Source organism: Streptomyces diversicolor (assembly GCF_057537855.1).
The window spans coordinates 298,160-315,382 of record NZ_BAAJXA010000005.1 but is presented as its reverse complement, the minus strand read 5'-3'; the positions used below and the strand labels follow the sequence as shown (position 1 = coordinate 315,382).

At 71.4% G+C, this 17,223-nt stretch carries 17 protein-coding genes and 1 pseudogene; 9 read left to right on the top strand and 9 right to left on the bottom strand.

The features are described from left to right. Positions 1 to 31 precede the first annotated feature (31 nt). Positions 32 to 910: an alpha/beta fold hydrolase gene (locus AC27LF_RS08315; RefSeq protein ID WP_479656249.1), complete on the top strand. Its 879-nt coding sequence runs from the start codon at positions 32 to 34 to the stop codon at positions 908 to 910. A gap of 99 nt (positions 911 to 1,009) precedes the next feature. Here AC27LF_RS08315 and AC27LF_RS08310 read toward each other — a convergent pair whose 3' ends face one another. Then, entirely contained in the window at positions 1,010 to 1,912 is a 903-nt protein-coding gene (locus tag AC27LF_RS08310; protein ID WP_479656374.1) for an NYN domain-containing protein, read from the bottom strand. Between the two features lie 163 nt (positions 1,913 to 2,075). On the opposite strand from AC27LF_RS08310, the gene AC27LF_RS08305 reads away from it, so the two are divergent. Continuing rightward, complete coding sequence (locus AC27LF_RS08305) at positions 2,076 to 2,228, top strand: hypothetical protein (RefSeq protein ID WP_121887214.1); 153 nt, start codon at positions 2,076 to 2,078, stop codon at positions 2,226 to 2,228. A 203-nt stretch (positions 2,229 to 2,431) separates the two neighbouring features. Here the strand turns inward: AC27LF_RS08305 and AC27LF_RS08300 are convergent, their stop codons facing one another. The 3 genes from AC27LF_RS08300 to AC27LF_RS08290 all read right to left on the bottom strand — a co-directional run bounded on the left by AC27LF_RS08300 (position 2,432) and on the right by AC27LF_RS08290 (position 4,687). Next, entirely contained in the window at positions 2,432 to 3,037 is a 606-nt protein-coding gene (locus tag AC27LF_RS08300; protein ID WP_479656250.1) for a MarC family protein, read from the bottom strand. A 52-nt stretch (positions 3,038 to 3,089) separates the two neighbouring features. Continuing rightward, the gene (locus AC27LF_RS08295; RefSeq protein ID WP_479656251.1) at positions 3,090 to 3,947 is read right to left on the bottom strand and encodes a PHP domain-containing protein; all 858 of its coding nucleotides are present in this window, start codon (positions 3,945 to 3,947) and stop codon (positions 3,090 to 3,092) included. A 98-nt stretch (positions 3,948 to 4,045) separates the two neighbouring features. Next, positions 4,046 to 4,687 (bottom strand): DUF6758 family protein, encoded by a 642-nt coding sequence (locus AC27LF_RS08290; protein ID WP_479656252.1) that lies wholly within the window; start codon positions 4,685 to 4,687, stop codon positions 4,046 to 4,048. A gap of 224 nt (positions 4,688 to 4,911) precedes the next feature. Here AC27LF_RS08290 and AC27LF_RS08285 point away from each other — a divergent pair. After that, positions 4,912 to 5,181, top strand: a pseudogene (locus AC27LF_RS08285) (MFS transporter); the annotation flags it as partial. 81 nt (positions 5,182 to 5,262) lie between these two features. Here the strand turns inward: AC27LF_RS08285 and AC27LF_RS08280 are convergent. Next, complete coding sequence (locus AC27LF_RS08280) at positions 5,263 to 5,859, bottom strand: suppressor of fused domain protein (RefSeq protein ID WP_479656253.1); 597 nt, start codon at positions 5,857 to 5,859, stop codon at positions 5,263 to 5,265. A 492-nt stretch (positions 5,860 to 6,351) separates the two neighbouring features. On the opposite strand from AC27LF_RS08280, the gene AC27LF_RS08275 reads away from it, so the two are divergent. Both AC27LF_RS08275 and AC27LF_RS08270 read left to right on the top strand, forming a co-directional pair. Then, the gene (locus AC27LF_RS08275) at positions 6,352 to 7,485 is read left to right on the top strand and encodes a magnesium and cobalt transport protein CorA (protein WP_404024597.1); all 1,134 of its coding nucleotides are present in this window, start codon (positions 6,352 to 6,354) and stop codon (positions 7,483 to 7,485) included. 94 nt (positions 7,486 to 7,579) lie between these two features. Beyond that, positions 7,580 to 8,104, top strand: a complete 525-nt coding sequence (locus AC27LF_RS08270; RefSeq protein ID WP_479656254.1) for a hypothetical protein — start codon at positions 7,580 to 7,582, stop codon at positions 8,102 to 8,104. A 610-nt stretch (positions 8,105 to 8,714) separates the two neighbouring features. Here the strand turns inward: AC27LF_RS08270 and AC27LF_RS08265 are convergent. Further along, a complete protein-coding gene (locus AC27LF_RS08265) occupies positions 8,715 to 10,220 on the bottom strand; it encodes an FAD-dependent monooxygenase (RefSeq protein WP_479656255.1) in 1,506 nt (501 codons plus the stop codon). A gap of 112 nt (positions 10,221 to 10,332) precedes the next feature. Between AC27LF_RS08265 and AC27LF_RS08260 the strand changes: the two genes are divergently transcribed. Then, on the top strand, positions 10,333 to 10,974 hold the full coding sequence (locus AC27LF_RS08260; protein WP_479656256.1) for a TetR/AcrR family transcriptional regulator: 642 nt from the start codon (positions 10,333 to 10,335) through the stop codon (positions 10,972 to 10,974). A gap of 370 nt (positions 10,975 to 11,344) precedes the next feature. Here AC27LF_RS08260 and AC27LF_RS08255 read toward each other — a convergent pair whose 3' ends face one another. Next, complete coding sequence (locus AC27LF_RS08255; RefSeq protein WP_479656257.1) at positions 11,345 to 12,100, bottom strand: hypothetical protein; 756 nt, start codon at positions 12,098 to 12,100, stop codon at positions 11,345 to 11,347. Between the two features lie 237 nt (positions 12,101 to 12,337). Between AC27LF_RS08255 and AC27LF_RS08250 the strand changes: the two genes are divergently transcribed. Genes AC27LF_RS08250 through AC27LF_RS08240 form a run of 3 tightly spaced genes read left to right on the top strand, consistent with a single transcriptional unit; the run spans position 12,338 to position 15,441 of the window. After that, positions 12,338 to 13,663, top strand: coding sequence for a magnesium transporter MgtE N-terminal domain-containing protein (locus tag AC27LF_RS08250; RefSeq protein ID WP_479656258.1), 1,326 nt, complete (start codon positions 12,338 to 12,340; stop codon positions 13,661 to 13,663). Next, a complete protein-coding gene (locus AC27LF_RS08245; RefSeq protein ID WP_479656259.1) occupies positions 13,660 to 14,262 on the top strand; it encodes a DUF1003 domain-containing protein in 603 nt (200 codons plus the stop codon). The genes AC27LF_RS08250 and AC27LF_RS08245 overlap by 4 nt, the downstream gene beginning before the upstream one ends. A 45-nt stretch (positions 14,263 to 14,307) precedes the next feature. Continuing rightward, complete coding sequence (locus AC27LF_RS08240; RefSeq protein WP_479656260.1) at positions 14,308 to 15,441, top strand: Mrp/NBP35 family ATP-binding protein; 1,134 nt, start codon at positions 14,308 to 14,310, stop codon at positions 15,439 to 15,441. Between the two features lie 384 nt (positions 15,442 to 15,825). On the opposite strand, the gene AC27LF_RS08235 is transcribed toward AC27LF_RS08240, so the two are convergent. Both AC27LF_RS08235 and AC27LF_RS08230 read right to left on the bottom strand, forming a co-directional pair. Continuing rightward, the gene (locus AC27LF_RS08235; RefSeq protein WP_479656261.1) at positions 15,826 to 16,497 is read right to left on the bottom strand and encodes a hypothetical protein; all 672 of its coding nucleotides are present in this window, start codon (positions 16,495 to 16,497) and stop codon (positions 15,826 to 15,828) included. Between the two features lie 249 nt (positions 16,498 to 16,746). After that, positions 16,747 to 17,199, bottom strand: coding sequence for a sec-independent translocase (locus AC27LF_RS08230; RefSeq protein WP_479656262.1), 453 nt, complete (start codon positions 17,197 to 17,199; stop codon positions 16,747 to 16,749). Between the last annotated feature and the right edge of the window lie 24 nt (positions 17,200 to 17,223).

Below are 17,223 nucleotides of genomic sequence, written 5' to 3'. Positions count from 1 at the left end.
TCAGGTACCGGTGGCCGATAGCCTCTGGGGCATGAGCAGGCCGCCCTCCTTCGTTCCGCCTCCCGGTGCCCGTGCCTACGCGTTGCGTACCGCGCGTGGCGAGTTCGCCGTGGTCGACTCGCCCGTGGCCGACGGTGTGCGGCCCCGGGGGGTCGCGCTGCTGCTGCCCGGGTTCACCGGGAGCAAGGAGGATTTCCATCCGCTGCTCGTGCCGCTCGCGCGGCGCGGTTATCGGGCCGTGGCCGTTGACGGACGCGGACAGTACGAGTCGGAGGGCCCCGAGCACGACGAATCCGCCTACGCGCAGCGGGAGTTGGCGCGGGACGTGCTGGCGCAGGCGGCGGCCCTGGGTGCCCCGGTGCATCTGCTGGGGCACTCCCTGGGCGGGCAGATCGCGCGGGCGGCCGTGCTGCTCGACGGGTCCGTGTTCCGCTCGCTCACCCTGATGGCCTCCGGCCCGGCGCAGATCTCCGCCTCCCAGCAGCAGCGCGTCAAGCTGCTGCGGGACGCCCTCGCCGTGATGTCGATGGCGGCGGTGTGGGACACCATCCAGGCGATGGAGCCGCCCGAGGAGACCGAGGTCGACGGCGGTCCCGCCGACCGGACGGCGCTGCGCCGCCGCTGGTTGGGCAACAAGCCGGCCCAACTGATCGCCACCGGGCGCCAGTTGTGCACCGAGCCGGACCGGGTCGGTGAACTCGCCGCGGTGGGGCTGCCGTTCCATGTGCTGTCCGGTGCGGCCGACGACACCTGGCCGGTGCCGTTGCTCGACGAGATGGCCGTACAGCTCGGGGCCCGCCGGACCGTCATCGAGGGTGCGGAGCATTCGCCCAACACCGACCAGCCGCTCCCGACGGCCCGAGCGATCGCCGACTTCTGGGACAGCACGGGCGAGGACGGCGACCGGTAAGACGGGGAGAACCGCACCGGCGAGGAGGCGGAGAAGCACACAAGCAGGGACGGCGAGAAGCGCACCGGCGAGGACGGTCAGGCCCCGGTCGGCACCGGGTCAGTACTGCGTCCGCAGGTGCTCCCAGAAGCCGTCCCGCAGCGCGCGCCGCAGTTCCGCCTGGCCGCGCAGCGAGTACTGGAGCAGCCCTTCGGCCTCGACCAGCAGGTCCTGGTCGACCGAGCCGGGCAGATAGGGGTGGCCGGGCAGCAGCTCCAGCAGGGCCTCCCGGCCGCGCGCCGACAGCCACTTCGCCGCGATCTGGGCGCCCACGAAGCGGACGTCCTCGCGGGTGGGCCGGTTCGCCGTGCCCTCGTAGGCGGGGGCGGTGCGCCGGGCGACGTACGGTTTGAAGAAGTCCAGGTCGAAGGTGCGCTGGCTGTCGACCTCCCAGAGCAGGGGCTCCGCCTGGTTGCGGCCCTCGGGTGCCTCGATGCCCCAGAGGTGGACGCGGGCTCCGTAGCCCTGGGCCGCCTCCACCGCGGAGACCAGGTCCTCGTCGCCGCCGATGAGCGCCGCGTCGCTGATGGCGCGGTGCCGGGCCAGGGACTCCAGGTCGGTGCGGATGAGGGAGTCGACGCCCTTTTGCTGGTTGTTGGCGTTGAGGTTGCCGAGGCGGACCTTCACGTCGGGGAGTTCGGCGATGGACTGCTGCTCGGCGGTGTGGATGCGGCGCCGGGCGCCGTCGTACCAGTAGACCCGGAGCAGCCTGCTGTCCGCGAAGATGGTGCGGGCGCGGTCGATCAGCGCCTCGATCAGGCCCTCCGCGTCGAGGTCGAAGGCGCGCCGGTCCTCGGTCCCGGCCACCAGCCGGCCCGCGGCCGCGTAGAGGTATCCGGCGTCCACGAAGATCGCGTGGGTCGAGGGCGTCTTCGCCACTTCGGCGAGCATGCGCTGCAGCAGCTCGTTGGTGCGGTCGATGCGGGCCTGGATGCCGGCTTGGTCTTCGTTCATCGCCTCCATTGTCTCGGCGGTCACGCTGCGAACACAACCGGTCCCGGTCAGTCTCGTCACAACCTCTTACCGGTCAGTAATTAGACGTTCGAAAAATTTCCTTAGCGTAGGGAATGTTTGTAACAAGCATTCCGTTGACTCAGACGGAACAACGAGACGAAGGGAGAAGCCATTGCGCTTCGAGATCATGCGACTCGACGAGGTCGACGGGACGCCCGTGGACAGCACCGTCGTGGACGCCGCCTCCGTCAACCGGATCGTGCAGCAGGCCGCCGCCATCGGACAGCGGCTGTGGATCCGGCCCGCCGAGAGCACGGCCTCGTGACAGACACACCTCCTAGCAGGCAATCCTCGTAGCAGACACTCCTCGCAGCAGAACACGCAGGAAGCACGGACACTCAGCGAGCGGATCACCGGTCACGGATCACCCGGATCACGGACCACCGTCGAAGAGCTTTCAGGGCCCCCGCGGCATCGACGCCGACGGGGGCCCTGCGCATGAGGCGGGCCTGCGGGCCCGCCCCGGGCTCAGCCGCCCTTGATCACCTGGGTGACCCCGTTGATGATCTGCTGCACGGCGATGGCGGAGAGCATCATGCCGGCGAGCCGTGTCACCAGCACCACCCCGCCGTCCTTGATGACCCGGATGATCAGCAGCGAATAGCGCATCGCCAGCCACAGCACGACATGGACGGCGAGGATCGCCGACCACACCGCGATCTGCGAGGCCACGGTGTCGGCCTTCTGCACGGCCAGGATGACCGACACGATGGCACCCGGACCGGCCAGCAGCGGCATGCCCAGCGGCACGAGGGCGACATTGACGTCCTTGGTCTGCTTCGGCTCGTCCGTCTTGCCGGTGAGCAGGTCGAGCGCGATCAGCAGGAGCAGCAGTCCGCCGGAGATCATCAGCGCGGGCACGGAGACATGCAGGTAGTCGAGGATCCGATGGCCCAGCAGGCCGAAGACGGCGATCACCCCGCCGGCCACGCAGACGGCCTGGAACGCCATGCGCTTCTGCGCCTTGGCGGGGCGTCCGGCGGTCAGCGCGAGGAAGATCGGCGTGACCCCGGGGGGATCCATGATGACGAAGAGGGTGAGGAACAGGGAGCCGAAGACGGCGAGGTCGACCATGGGCACAGCGGAGCCTTGCGGAAAGAGACGTACGGGGGGGCGCGGGCGGGGGTCAGGCCCCGCCGGTCCCGGGCACCGGGAACGCGCCGGTCGCACGCCGGGTGATCTCGCCGTACACCTCGGGGTCCGTGGTGTACTCGCCGAGGGCCACGGACTTGCGGCTGCCGTGGTAGTCCGAGGAGCCCGTGACCAGCAGCCCGAGGTCCTTCGCCAGCGCGCGCAGCCGGGTCCGGGCCTGCGCGTCGTGATCCATGTGGTCGACCTCGATGCCGTCGAGGCCGGCCGCGGCCATCTCGGCGATGGCCGACTCGGGCACCGTACGGCCGCGCTTGGCGGCGGCCGGATGCGCGAAGACGGTGACGCCGCCGGCGGCCTTGACCAGCCGGATGGCCTCGAACGGGTCGGTCTCGTGCTTCGCCACGTAGGCCCGTCCGCCGTCGGCCAGCCAGTCCTCGGTGAACGCGTCGCCCACGGTCGGTACGACGCCCAGTTCGACCAGCGCCGAAGCGACGTGCGGCCGCCCGACGGAGCCGTCGCCCGCGATCCGCTTCACCTGCTCCCAGGTGACCGGGACGCCCAGCCCGTTCAGCTTGGCGATCATGCCCTGGGCCCGCGGCACCCGGTCGTCGCGGACCAGCTCGCGCTCGGCGAGCAGGGCGGGCTCCTCGGGGTCGAAGAGGTAGGCCAGCAGATGCAGGGAGATGCCGTCGATACGACAGGACAGCTCGGCGCCCGTGACGAGGGTGAGCCCCGGCGGGAGCGCGGCGACGGCTTCGGCGTGGCCGCGGGTGGTGTCGTGATCGGTCAGCGCGACGACGTCAAGACCGGCCGCGGCGGCGTTGCGCACCAGCTCGGCCGGGGTGTCCGTGCCGTCGGACGCCGTGGAGTGGCAGTGCAGGTCGATGCGCACGACGCGAGCTCCAGGCGAGGACGGGACCGAAGGGACACCTAAGGATAACGGGCGTCCATCGTCCGGCCGTCGCCGCGTGGGCGGGCCGCGGGCGGCGGTCAGGGCTCCAGCAGCCGCGGTGACAGCGCTCCGCAGGGCACCAGGTCCAGCTCGGCGCCCGCGTCCCGCAGATCTGTCAGCACCAGTTCGTCGTACATGAGCAGGCCCGTCTGCTCGGGCCACACCACGGCCCACAGCCACAGCCCGCGGGCCTCGCCGGCGAAGACGGCGCGGTCGTCCGGGGCGCCGGTGACATGCCAGAGCGGGGTCGGGCGGCCGGCCGCCAGCACCTTGGCCTGTGGCGGCTTCTCGACGTTCAGATACGGTCCCGGGTCGGGGCCGCCGATGCCCGCGTAGCGCGCGCCGAGGCCGACGCCCAACTCCTCGGCGACCAGGATCAGTTCGCCCATGCCGCCGAGCGGTCCCGGTCCCGTGCAGGCCACGGCGGTCGCCCGGCCGCCGCTGCGGTCGTCGCCCGCGTAGGCCACCCCCGTGAACAGCCAGCCGACCGGCAGCGGCCAGGGCATCCACACCGGCACCTGTGTCCGATGGACGACCACGCTGAGAGCCTCGACGCTGGGCGGGATCACGGGCTGCAGCGGATGCACCGTCCCATGCACATCGCACTGCCAGGAATCGGCGAAGAGTCCGGGAGCCCTGACCCGGCCACCGCACTTCGGGCAACTGGGTTCGCCCCTCATAGGGCCCCACGGTCCTACCCGCACACCGCCACGTCAAGGACGATCACCCGTCCGGACGGAATCCCCGCCCACCCCCGGATCGTCACGCGCCCGCCCTCCGACCGGCGGCGACTAGATGTATATTGCATTAATTAGCCAATCTAACTTACTATGTGCATATACCAACCATCTCTTTCAGGGCTCCCGTCCGGATTGGAGCACACTCGCTCCGGCGCCGTGTTCTAGAACTGGCCCTGGGCGTCTCCGGTGCGCCGCGCCCCGTGGCGAGCGCCGGCTACAACTTCGTGCGCTGGTTCGCCGCCGCGGCGGCACCCTACTTCGCGCCGAAGATCGAGGAGTGGACCGACGTCCGCGTCCCGTTCGTGGTGGCGGCGGTCACCGCGCTGATCGGCGCGCTCGTGGTCGTCGTACGGCGGGCCGCGCTCACCGACGAGGCCGGACGGTCGGAGACCCGGCATGCCACCGAGGACGGCGTCGGCGTCTTCGCCAACTGACCGGTTCCGGCCAGGACTCGGTGAGATCGGTCACGCTCGGGCCGCCCTCGGATCAGCCGAGCGATACGGATGCCCGGGGGATCAGCCGAGCGGTACGGATGCGCGGGCGGGGTCCCGCAGGTCCGTGCCGTTCGTCAGCCAGCGCTCCTGGAGTGCCTGGGCGCCGTGCACCCGCTTCCAGGCGGCCTCGTTCGGGGTCATCGGCAGCAGCGGCAGAAACCGTACGGGATCCATCGGCGCGTCCAGCTCCAGGTCCTCGACCAGTCCGCCCGGCTCGGCGACCAGGACCGAGCCGAAAGGCGCGCCCGGCCACAGCGGCTCCCCCACGTCGAGGGATGCGCCCGGGGCCACCACCACGCCCTCCACCTGCGGCGAGGCGGCCAGCACGGCGAGCGGGCGGAGCACCTTGTCGGTGTCGGCGAGGCCGGCGCGGACGGACAGCACCAGTTCGGCGCGGGGGCCCCGGACGGGGTCGGCGAGCGGCGCCGTGGGCTCCGTCATGGGGTGCGCGGACATGCCCAGCGTGGCGTAGCGGACGACGGCTCCCTCGCGGTCGCGGTCCCGGAAGCGCAGCACCTCGATGCGGTCCGTGCCGAGGAAGGTGACCGCCGCGCGCGCGTCCGGTTCGCCCAGCGCGCCACGCAACCGTGCCTCGACCAGAGGAAGAACATCAACCATGCGGCGAGCATAGAACTCGTCAGCAGCGGGCAAAGCGTCACCTTGACACCGCGGTCGGCTGATACTCTTGCCCGGTGGTTCGGGGCAGCACGCAGAAGCGTCGCATCGAGTCCCGACGCCTGTGAGACTCCCCTACGGGGAATGGACCGTCCCTTACGAGGGACCGGCTGGAGGAGGTGGGGCTGCCATGGATCGAAGTCGGCCGTGCAGTACCACTCGCTCTTCCGGCTGTTGATGTAGCCGTTCCGGATCTGGCCTACCGCCACCTCTCGCGCTCGCGCCGTCGTACGCGCCTTCGGAAGAGCACTTCGTTCTGCCCTGCCTGATCTGTCTGATCTGAATCAGCAGCGAAGCTCGCCACCGCGACAGTGCGGTGCTCCCCGCTTTGTGGACGTGCCAAACATCCGCACACAGGACGTCCTCATTCCGGGTAGTTCCAGCCGTGAACCGCGGCCCTTTCGCGCTTCGCCGCCCACCGCGAAGGAGCCCGCCATGTCGATGATCCGCGACCTGCGTGCCGTGGTCCGTCCCTCCCGCCCCTCCCTGCGCAAGAGCGCCCCGCGCCGGGACAGCGGGAGTTACGACACCACCCGCGACCCCTCGACCCCCTCGGCCGTCGTCGACTGCGCCGTCTACCGTGACGGCGCCCGGGTCGAGAGCGCCAAGCCGCTGACCCCGCACGAGGCGATGCGCCAGGTGCGGCGCGACGGGGGGTTCGTCTGGATCGGGCTGCACGAGCCCACGGAGGCCGAATTCGCCGGTATCGCAAGCGAGTTCGGGCTGCACCCGCTGGCCGTGGAGGACGCCGTGCAGGCGCACCAGCGGCCGAAGCTTGAGCGGTACGACGACTCGCTGTTCACCGTCTTCAGGACCGTCCACTACGTCGAGCACGACCAGCTCACCGCCACCAGCGAGGTCGTGGAGACCGGCGAGGTCATGTGCTTCACCGGGCGGGACTTCTTCATCACCGTCCGGCACGGCGGGCAGGGTTCGCTGCGGGCGCTGCGGCACCGGCTGCAGGACGACCCGCAGTTGCTCGCCAAGGGGCCGTCGGCCGTGCTGCACGCGATCGCCGACCATGTCGTCGACGGGTACATCGCGGTCGCGGACGCCGTGCAGGACGACATCGACGAGGTGGAGACCGAGGTCTTCTCGCCGAGCCGCAAGGGCGGGGCGGGGCGCGGTGTGGACTCGGCGCGGATCTACCAGCTCAAGCGCGAGGTGCTGGAGTTCAAGCGCGCGGTCTCGCCCCTGCTGCGGCCCATGCAGCTGCTGAGCGAGCGGCCGATGCGGCTGATCGATCCGGAGATCCAGAAGTACTTCCGGGACGTCGCCGACCATGTCGCCCGCGTCCAGGAGCAGGTCGTCGGCTTCGACGAACTGCTCAACTCCATCCTCCAGGCCAACCTGGCGCAGGCGTCGGTCGCGCAGAACGAGGACATGCGGAAGATCACGGCGTGGGCCGCGATCATCGCGGTGCCGACGATGGTGTGCGGTGTGTACGGCATGAACTTCGATCACATGCCCGAGCTGAAGTGGAAGTACGGCTACCCGCTGATCATGGGCATCACGGTGGCGTTGTGTCTGACCATCCATCGCACGCTCAAGCGCAACGGCTGGCTGTGACGGCGGTCGGCGCCCTGCGGTCGGCAGTTGGCCGTCCGCGGTTGGCGGTTGGCCGTCCGCGGTCCGTGGCGGGGCGGCTGGTTAGGCTGGGCGCATGACAAGCGAGCTGCTTGACCGCGCCCTCGTCGAGGAGGCCACGAAGAAGTCCGGGCTCGTCTGGGTCCGCGGTGCCGGGGCGCCCGCCGCGCGTGCGCTGTGGCACGCGTGGCACGACGGAGCGGTGTGCCTGGTCGGCGACGGGCCCGGGGAACAGCCGCTGCCCGCACTCGCCGACGGCGGCTCCGCCGAGGTGACCGTGCGCAGCAAGGACAAGGGCGGCCGGCTGGTCACCTGGACGGCGACGGTGTCCGAACTCCCTGCGGGGTCCGCGGAGTGGGAGGCCGCGGTGAGCGAGCTGAAGGGCAAGCGGCTCAACGCGGTCGACGGCGAGGCCATGACGGACCGCTGGTCCCGCGAGTGCCGGGTGCTCCGGCTGACGCCGACGGGGGCGACGGCGGCCCTCCCGGACGGGCCGCTCGCCGCGCCCCCACTGCCGACACCCGCGACGACCCGCCGCCCGGTGCCGGCGGCGCTGCCGCGCCTCCTGACAAAACGCCGAGAACGCCGAAGGCGAACCTGACCCCTTCCCACGCCGCCGCGGCGAGAAGCGGTGACGTTTGTTGCGGCACCGCCCGGCACCACCGTCGCGACCGGCCGACGTCACGGTAGGAAACGATCGCGCGGTTTCGGCACCGCCGGACAACACCGTCGTGGCTGATCGCCGCCGCGGCGGGAAAGAGGGGGCAGGCACCGTCGCTGCGAGCGGGGCGGTCGGCCCACGCGGGCCCGAAGGACGGCCCGTGCCGCACCGCCCAGCACCACCGTCGCGGCTGACCACCGTCGCGACCGGCCGACGTCACGGCAGGGAAGGGTCCCGGTTGGTCCGGCACCGCCGGACAACACCGTCGTGGCCGATCGCCGCCGCGGCGGGAAAGAAGGGGCAGGCACCGTCGCTGCGAGCGGGGCGGCCGGCCCACGCGGGCCCGAAGGGCGGCCCGTGCCACACCGCCGGGCGACGCCGTCGTGGCTGATCGCCGCCGCGGCGGGAAAGAGAGGGGCAGGCACCGTCGCTGGGAGCGGGCGGTCGGGCCACGCGGGTCCGACGGGCGGCCCGTGCCGCACCGCCGGGTGGCGTTGTCGGGGTGGGAAGAGGGAGGGCAGGCGCCCGGCGTTGAAGTAGGCCAGGTGGGTCAGGGGGTGGTGGTGAGGTTGTTGGTGATGGTGGTGCGGAGCGAATCCGCGGGGGCTTCCGAGGCGCTTGTGGCCCAGCAGGTGTAGCCGTCGGGGCGGACGAGCAGGGCCGTGGCGGGGATGTCGGGGCATGTGGCGCGGACGAGGTCGACCCGCGGCGGGAGCCGGAGGCCGGCCGGTACCGTTCCGGCCAGGTCGAGCAGGACGGCGTGCCCGGAGCGGAACAGCGTCGACAGCCGGGTGGGGCCGTCCTCGGTGATCAGGTCGGCGTCCGGCACGCGCTGTCCGGTGAGCGGATGATCGCCGGGCAGCGGGTAGCGCAGTGAGAGGCCGGACATCAGTCCCGCGAGGTGACGGTTGGTGTCGGGCAGGCGCAGCAGGTCGATGACGATGTCGCGCAGCGCGGCCACGTCCTCGCTCGGGTCCTGGTCGGCCAGGACGCGCTGGGCCGACGTGTGGTGCAGGACCTGGGCCGCGACCGGATGCCGTTCGGCGTGGTAGCTGTCCAGCAGGCCGCTCGGCGCCCGGCCCTGAACGGCCGCGGCCAGTTTCCAGCCGAGGTTGAACGCGTCCTGTATGCCGAGGTTGAGCCCCTGCCCGCCGAGCGGCGGATGGATGTGCGCGGCGTCGCCGGCGAACAGGACGCGACCCGTGCGGTACTGCTCCAGTTGTCGGGTGGCGTCGGTGAACCGCGAGGAGTTGTCGACGCCGCCGAGGGTGGTCTCACGGCCGTAGACGGCGTGGAGCGCGGCGGAGATCTCCTCGTGGGTGACGGCGGTGTCGCGGTCGGCGTCCGCCGGTTCCGCGTGCCCGAAGGTGAACCGGTACCGGTCGTCGCCGAGCGGGACCAGCATGGCCCAGTAGCCGCCCGCGTGCCGGGTCAGACCGCTCATGTGCCCCATCTGCCGCGGCACCAGCGACGAGACGGCGGTCAGGCGGATGTCGGCCAGCGCCGCCTGCTGTGTGCCGGGCCGGCCGGGGAACGGCAGTCCGAGCAGTTTCCGTACCGTACTGTGGCCGCCGTCGCACGCCGCCAGGTAGCGGGCCCGCACCGCCCGGCCGGCCGCCGTCACGACCACGCCGTCGCCGACCTGCTCGACCCCTGAGACGGCGGCGCCGCGCAGCACCCGCGCGCCCGCGGCGATCGCCCGCTCTTCGAGCACTTCCTCGATCTCCCACTGGGGGATCGCGATCGGGTAGGGGTGCCTGGTCCCCCAGGGTGCGCAGTCCAGCGGGACGGGCAGGGTCGCGAAGTGGCCGCCCACCGGTTCACGCGACACGGCCCGTTTCAGCAGGGGTTCCAGCAGCCCGCGCAGCTCCAGCATCTCCGCGGTACGGGGCTGGATCCCGCCGCCCTTCACCTGCTCGACGGGCCGGGGCAGCTTCTCCAGCACCAGGGTCTGGACCCCGGCCAGGGCCAGTTCGTACGCCAGCGTCAGCCCGGTCGGGCCGGCGCCCGCGACGACGACCTCGGTCTCGTATTCGTTCTCGGCCAGCACCTTCACTTCCGCCTCTTCCTTCCTGTCGTCCCCCGCCTCGGGGAAATCTCCACCTCGGGATAAATGTATACCAGGTGCAGAAATATCCTGGGGGAAGCGATCTGTTACGGTGTGCGGCGTGGACGACAAGCCAGGGCTGCGGGAGCGCAAGAAGCAGCGGACCCGCGCGGCGATCTCCGACGCGGCGATCAGCCTGTTCCTCGAACACGGCTTCCAGCAGGTCTCGGTCGCGCAGGTGGCCGAGGCCGCCGAGGTCTCCAAGCGCACGCTCTTCGCCTATTTCCCGGCGAAGGAAGACCTCGTGGTGCAGCGCCTCGCCGACCACGAGACCGAGATCGCCCGCGTCGTGCGGGCCCGTCCGCCCGGAACCGCTCCGCTGGCCGCGGTGCGGGAGCACTTCCTCAAGGGGCTGCGCGAGCGGGATCCGATCACCGGGCTCAACGACCATCCCCAGGTGCTGCGGATCACCCGGATGATCCTGGACACGCCCTCACTGGTGGCCCGGATGGATCGGTTCAGGACCGGCGCCGAACACGCGCTCGCCCGGGCACTGCGGGAAACCGCCGACACCCCGGAGCTGACGGCACGGCTGGCCGCCGTGCAGATCGTCGCGGTGCACTGGGCGCTGGCGCAGGACAACGCCGCACGCCTGGCGTACGGGGAGCCGGCCGACGCGCGCCTCGCGGGTGCGGTGGCCGACGCCGAACACGCGTTCGCGCTACTGGAGAACGGTCTGCGGCAGCTGGCAGACGATCAGTGACCCTTGAGCGGTGAAAGACGAGCCCGGCTCGCCGCACACGGTGGTGCCGGCCCCGGCGGGCCGGGCACCACCGCTCCGGTTCACGTTCCTGGGCCGGTCCGGTGAAGTCCGCTGCGGTTCGACAGCGCCCTGAAGAGTAAGGGGCGCGGGGAACTGCGCGACCAGCCACGATGTGCCCGCGGGTGTGTACGGCGGTTGGGGCCCTGGGCGGCGGGGGTCGGCTTTGTCAGCGGGGGGCGTGCCCCGTAAGTGTAAGGGGCGCGGGGAACTGCGCGATCAGCCACGACGGCGCCGCAGTCGACAGGCGGCCGATGCCCTGGAAGGGGCCGCGGGGAACTGCGCGACCAGCCACGATGGTGCCGTCGGCCGCTCATGACGTCGGCAGTTGTTTGCCGTAGTCGACCGTCTCGTCCTTCGCCGGTCCGGTGAGGGTGAAGTTCTTGCCCCAGTCGGAGAAGCGGAGCGTCCCCGCGTCGCCCGCGCGGGTCAGGCTGAGCGGGTACGGACGGCCCTCCAGGGAGACGTCGAGGCTGCCGCCGGCGCCCTTGTCGCCGGTGATGCGGATGGTGCGGACGCCGGACTGTTCGTGGTGGCCGGCGGTCTCCAGGGCGCCGTGCAGGGTCAGCAGCCCGTCGAGGAGCACGTCCTTGTCCGTGAAGCCGCTGAACTTCTTGTACGCGGGGTCACCCTGCGGCACCTTCACATACTTGCCGCCCAGCTTCTCCACGGCCGCCGTCTCGCCGCCCTTCGCGCCGTCGCCGTCCGCGTGGCTCCAGAAGTCCGCGTCAGCCTTCAGATACAGCTGCTCGCCGACCCGCAGCAGACCGAAGGTCGCCCCCTGAGAGGTCACCGACCCCGTGCCGCCGTCGGCCTTCAGACGCATGTCGAGCTTGTATGTGCTCCCGCGGGTCACCACGGTCCCCGACAGCCGCACCGCGGGGGCCGAGTCCGCCGCCGCCCGGGTCTGTGACTGGATCTTGTCGGCGGGCAGCTTGCCCACCCCGTTGGTGCCCGCGTCCGGATCCTCGCTGCACCCCGTGAGTCCCGTCACGCCCGTCACGGCCAGTGCGCACATCGCGGTCACCAACGCGGCCCGGCGGATACGGCCCTGCGCAATCACGGTCACAGGTGGGGCTGCCTTTCTGCTGGAACCAAGCGGCGTACGGCAGCGTACCGGGGCCGTCGGGCCTTGGCGGAGCCAGTCCGTCCGGACCGCTCACCAGGGCGTATCCGATCGGGACGGGCTAGCCTGAACCCCACCGAGCGGGCAATTCGGAAAGGGGGACACGGCTGGACACGCAAGGGCGCGGCCAGCGGCCTGCCGTACGCACAGGAAGCCAAGGAAGCTGAAGGAAGCACAGTCATGGCAGCCGGCGTCCCCCGGATCTTCGTCTCGCACCTGGCCGGGGTCCCCGTCTTCGACCCGAACGGCGACCAGGTGGGCCGGGTGCGGGATCTCGTCGTCATGCTGCGCGTCGGACGGCGTCCCCCGCGCCTGCTCGGCCTCGTCGTCGAACTGCCCACCCGGCGCCGCATCTTCCTGCCCATGACCCGGGTGACCAGCATCGAGTCCGGCCAGATCATCACCACCGGGGTGCTCAACGTCCGCCGCTTCGAGCAGCGCCCCACCGAACGCCTCGTCCTCGGGGAACTCCTCGACCGCCGCGTCACCCTGACCGAGACCGGCGAGGAGGTCACCGTCCTGGACGTGGCCGTGCAGCAGCTGCCGGCCCGCAGGGACTGGGAGGTCGACCGGGTCTTCGTGCGCAAGGGCAGGAAGGGCGGCGCCTTCCGGCGGGCCGGGGAGGAACGGCGCATGGCCCTGCCCTGGAAGGGGGGCGGTCGACGGGCCGGCGAGACACTGACCGTCGAATGGTCGGCGGTCAGCGGGTTCTCGCTTGAGGAGCACGGGCAGGGCGCCGAGAGCCTGCTCGCCACGTTCGAGCAGCTGCGCCCCGCCGACCTCGCCAATGTGCTGCACCACCTGTCCGCCAAGCGGCGCGCCGAGGTCGCCGCCGCCCTCGACGACGACCGCCTCGCCGACGTCCTGGAGGAGCTGCCCGAGGACGACCAGATCGAGATCCTCGGCAAGCTGAAGGAGGAGCGGGCCGCCGACATCCTGGAGGCCATGGACCCGGACGACGCGGCCGACCTGCTCGGTGAGCTGCCCGAGCGGGACAAGGAACGGCTGCTGAGCCTGATGCGGCCCGCCGACGCGGCCGACATGCGGCGGCTGATGTCGTACGAGGAGCACACGGCCGGCGGGCTCATGACGACCGAGCCGATCGTGGTACGGCCGGACGCCACCGTCGCCGACGCCCTCGCCCGCGTCCGCAACCCCGATCTGTCCCCGGCCCTCGCGGCCCAGGTCTATGTCTGCCGGCCGCCCGACGACACCCCGACCGGCAAGTACCTGGGCACCGTGCACTTCCAGCGGCTGCTGCGCGACCCGCCGTACACCCTGTGCAGCTCGCTCGTCGACGACGATCTGCAGACCCTCGCCCCGGACGCCACGCTGCCGGTCGTCGCCGGGTTCTTCGCCACGTACGACATGGTCGCGGCGCCGGTCGTGGACGAGGCCGGGGCGCTGCTCGGCGCGGTGACCGTGGACGACGTCCTGGATCACATGCTGCCCGACGACTGGCGGGAGACGGAGTTCCACCTGGACGAGGGGACGAGCGCGCCATGACGCCCGAGCGCGAGAGCACCCGCGAGCGCAGCCCCGCCGGGGCCACCGCCGCCGCCCGGCCCCGCACCGCCCGGCTCGACCAGCCGGGGCCGCGCCGGCGGCGGATCCTGCCGGAGTGGGACCCGGAGGCGTTCGGCCGGCTGTCGGAGAAGATCGCCCGCTTCCTCGGCACCGGACGCTTCATCGTCTGGATGACGTTCGTCATCGTGCTGTGGGTGCTGTGGAACGTCGCCGCGCCGCCCTTCCTGCGCTTCGACCAGTACCCGTTCATCTTCCTGACGCTGATGCTCTCGCTCCAGGCCTCCTACGCCGCCCCGCTGATCCTGCTCGCGCAGAACCGGCAGGCCGACCGCGACCGCGTCAACCTGGAACAGGACCGCAAACAGAACGAGCGGTCCATCGCGGACACCGAGTATCTGACCCGCGAGATCGCCGCGCTGCGGATGGGCCTGGGCGAGGTGGCGACCCGGGACTGGATCCGCTCCGAACTTCAGGACCTCGTCAGGGACCTGGACTCGCCGCGGCGCCGCGACGGGCAGCTCGTGTTCCCGGCGGAACGGCCGGAACGGCCGCCGGGACGTGACGCGGACGACCGCTGACGGGGGCTTACCGGGGGCCCCGCCGGGCGCCGTACCATCGACCTTATGGCTACGGAAGACGCGGTGCGCCAGGCACTGGCGACGGTGAACGACCCCGAGATCAACCGGCCCATCACCGAACTCGGGATGGTCAAATCGGTGCGGATCGGCGCGGACGGAGCGGTCGCGGTCACCGTGTACCTGACGGTCTCCGGCTGCCCGATGCGCGACACGATCACCCAGCGCGTGACGGAGGCGGTCTCCCGCGTCGACGGCGTCACGCGCGTGGAGGTGACGCTCGACGTGATGAGCGACGAGCAGCGCAGGGAGCTGGCGTCGGCGCTGCGCGGCGGGCAGGCCGAGCGCGAGGTCCCGTTCGCCAGGCCGGGCAGCCTCACCCGGGTGTACGCGGTCGCGTCCGGCAAGGGCGGCGTCGGCAAGTCCTCGGTGACGGTGAACCTGGCGGCGGCGATGGCGGCCGACGGGCTGAAGGTCGGTGTCGTCGACGCCGACATCTACGGCCACAGCGTGCCGCGCATGCTGGGCGCCGACGGGCGCCCCACCCAGGTCGAGAACATGATCATGCCGCCGTCCGCGCACGGTGTGAAGGTCATCTCCATCGGCATGTTCACCCCGGGCAACGCCCCGGTCGTCTGGCGCGGCCCGATGCTGCACCGCGCGCTCCAGCAGTTCCTCGCGGACGTGTACTGGGGCGACCTGGACGTCCTCCTCCTGGACCTCCCGCCCGGCACCGGTGACATCGCGATCTCCGTCGCCCAGCTGATCCCGAACGCCGAGATCCTGGTGGTGACCACCCCGCAGCAGGCGGCGGCCGAGGTCGCCGAGCGCGCCGGCTCCATCGCCGTGCAGACCCACCAGAAGATCGTCGGCGTGGTCGAGAACATGTCCGGGCTGCCCTGCCCGCACTGCGGCGAGATGATCGACGTCTTCGGCACGGGCGGCGGCCAGGCAGTCGCCGAGGGCCTGACCCGCACGACCGGTACGACGGTCCCGGTGCTCGGTGCCATCCCCATCGACGTCCGCCTGCGCGAGGGCGGCGACGAGGGCAAGCCGGCGGTCCTGAGCGACCCCGACTCCCCCGCGGGCTCGGCACTCCGCGCCATCGCCGGCAAACTGGGCGGCCGCCAACGCGGCCTGTCCGGCCTCTCCCTGGGAATCACCCCCCGCAACAAGTTCTAACGCACACCCCAAAAACCCGCGCCCCGCCAGGGGCGCGGGGAACTGCGCAACCAGCCACGAACAACCCGCACCCGACAACTGACGGCTACGGCCCCGCCAGGGGCGCGGGGAACTGCGCGACCAGCCACAACCAACCCGCACCCGACAACTGACGGCTGCGGCCCCGATAGGGGCGCGGGGAACTGCGCGACCGGCCCAAAACAACCCGCACACGCCACCCGACCCAACCCCCACGGCGAGAAGGCGCAAGGGACGCGGGAAACTGCGCAACACCACAACCAACCCGCGCCCGACACCCGACACCCGACACCCGACCCAAACAGCCACGGCGAGAAGGCAAAAAGGGGCCACGCCAAACCCCGCAACCGGCAAAGGCGCCGCAGGCTACCCGTAGGCGCCGATGTCCTTGATCATGGCGAACCCCAGACCGTACGCACTCATCCCCCGCCCATACGCCCCCAGATGCACCCCCTCCCGCGTGGAACCGGCAAGCACCCAGCCGAACTCCGACTCCTGGTAGTGGAAGGGCGCCGGCACACCGTCCACGGGCAGCGACAGCGTCGACCACGCCGGACCGGACAGATCGTCGGCGAGGGCCCACGCGATCTCGGTCTGCTGCTCCAGCCATTCGTCCCGCAGGGTGTGGTCCATATGTCCGGGCCAGGTGAGTGACAGCAGCCCGACACCGGCCAGCCACGCCGCCGAGGACACCGACGTGGCCTCCAGCATCCCGGTGCCGTCGGCGCTGTGCCGGGACGGATTCGCGGCGACGGTCACCACGACCGCGAACTTGTCCCGGGGCTCACCCGCGGAGCCGACCGCGTACTCGTTCCTGACGGAGGGTTCGTCGCCGTGCCCGATCGACCCGTGCTCGACGGCGCCGTCCGCCGCCGTACCGACCTGCATCAGCCAGCGCGGCCCCGTGAACGCCTCGTCGAGCCCGTACCACGGGAAGTGCGCCAGCAGATAGCCGTCGACCGTGCGCCGCGCGGAGGGGGGCTGTTGCCGGCCCGCCGCGGCCGACGCCCGCGTGACCGCTCCACCTGTCGTGTCCATGTGCCCCGACGCCTCCCTCGCTCTCGTCGGACCGGGACGGGGCCCGCCCCCCTTCGGGCGTACTCGTCCGGTCCGCACAACAACTCGGCAGCATATCCACACCGCCGCGGGCAGCAGGGAAACCGCCCGGTGCGTGGGTCGCGCGGCAGGCCGGTTCGCGGCGCGCGCGGCGTGCACGGGGTATGAAACGCGTCACGTCCCGACGCGGGGTCGCATCGGGACGTGTGGGTGAGCGGGTCGGCCGTACGGTCAGGTGGCGTCCGCGTCGAAGGGCGGGCGGTCGTCCTTGCCGGGCGGCTCGGGCTTCTTGGTCATGTCGACCCGGCCGCCGGACCCACCGGACGAGGGCGACGGGGAGGTCGAGGGCGGCGCCTCGCTCTCCCGGCCGTGGACCGCGTCGGTGACCTCGGCCATCTCCTTCTTCAGGTCGAAGCCGTTGCGGATCTCCTTCAGACCGAGGTCGTCGTTCTCCAACTGCTTGCGGATGAACGTCTTGGGGTTGAGGTCTTCGAACTCGAAGTCCTTGAACTCCGGGCCCAGTTCCTTGCGGATGTCCTGCTTGGCGCTCTCCGAGAACTCCCGGACCTTGCGGATCGTCCGCATCACGTCCTGAATGACTTTGGGGAGCTTGTCCGGACCGAAGACGAGCACGGCGAGGACAACGATCGTCACCAGCTCTAGCGGTCCTATGTCATTGAACACCTGAAGCTCCTTGCGATGTCCTCA

Excerpts from the sequence above, each read along its gene's own strand:
- AC27LF_RS08315 (WP_479656249.1), top strand. The coding sequence starts at position 32 with ATGAGCAGGCCGCCCTCCTTCGTTCCGCCTCCCGGTGCCCGTGCCTAC.
- AC27LF_RS08310 (WP_479656374.1), bottom strand. The coding sequence starts at position 1,912 with ATGGAGGCGATGAACGAAGACCAAGCCGGCATCCAGGCCCGCATCGAC.
- AC27LF_RS08300 (WP_479656250.1), bottom strand. The coding sequence starts at position 3,037 with ATGGTCGACCTCGCCGTCTTCGGCTCCCTGTTCCTCACCCTCTTCGTC.
- AC27LF_RS08290 (WP_479656252.1), bottom strand. The coding sequence starts at position 4,687 with ATGAGGGGCGAACCCAGTTGCCCGAAGTGCGGTGGCCGGGTCAGGGCT.
- AC27LF_RS08280 (WP_479656253.1), bottom strand. The coding sequence starts at position 5,859 with ATGGTTGATGTTCTTCCTCTGGTCGAGGCACGGTTGCGTGGCGCGCTG.
- AC27LF_RS08275 (WP_404024597.1), top strand. The coding sequence starts at position 6,352 with ATGTCGATGATCCGCGACCTGCGTGCCGTGGTCCGTCCCTCCCGCCCC.
- AC27LF_RS08270 (WP_479656254.1), top strand. The coding sequence starts at position 7,580 with ATGACAAGCGAGCTGCTTGACCGCGCCCTCGTCGAGGAGGCCACGAAG.
- AC27LF_RS08250 (WP_479656258.1), top strand. The coding sequence starts at position 12,338 with ATGGCAGCCGGCGTCCCCCGGATCTTCGTCTCGCACCTGGCCGGGGTC.
- AC27LF_RS08245 (WP_479656259.1), top strand. The coding sequence starts at position 13,660 with ATGACGCCCGAGCGCGAGAGCACCCGCGAGCGCAGCCCCGCCGGGGCC.
- AC27LF_RS08240 (WP_479656260.1), top strand. The coding sequence starts at position 14,308 with ATGGCTACGGAAGACGCGGTGCGCCAGGCACTGGCGACGGTGAACGAC.
- AC27LF_RS08235 (WP_479656261.1), bottom strand. The coding sequence starts at position 16,497 with ATGGACACGACAGGTGGAGCGGTCACGCGGGCGTCGGCCGCGGCGGGC.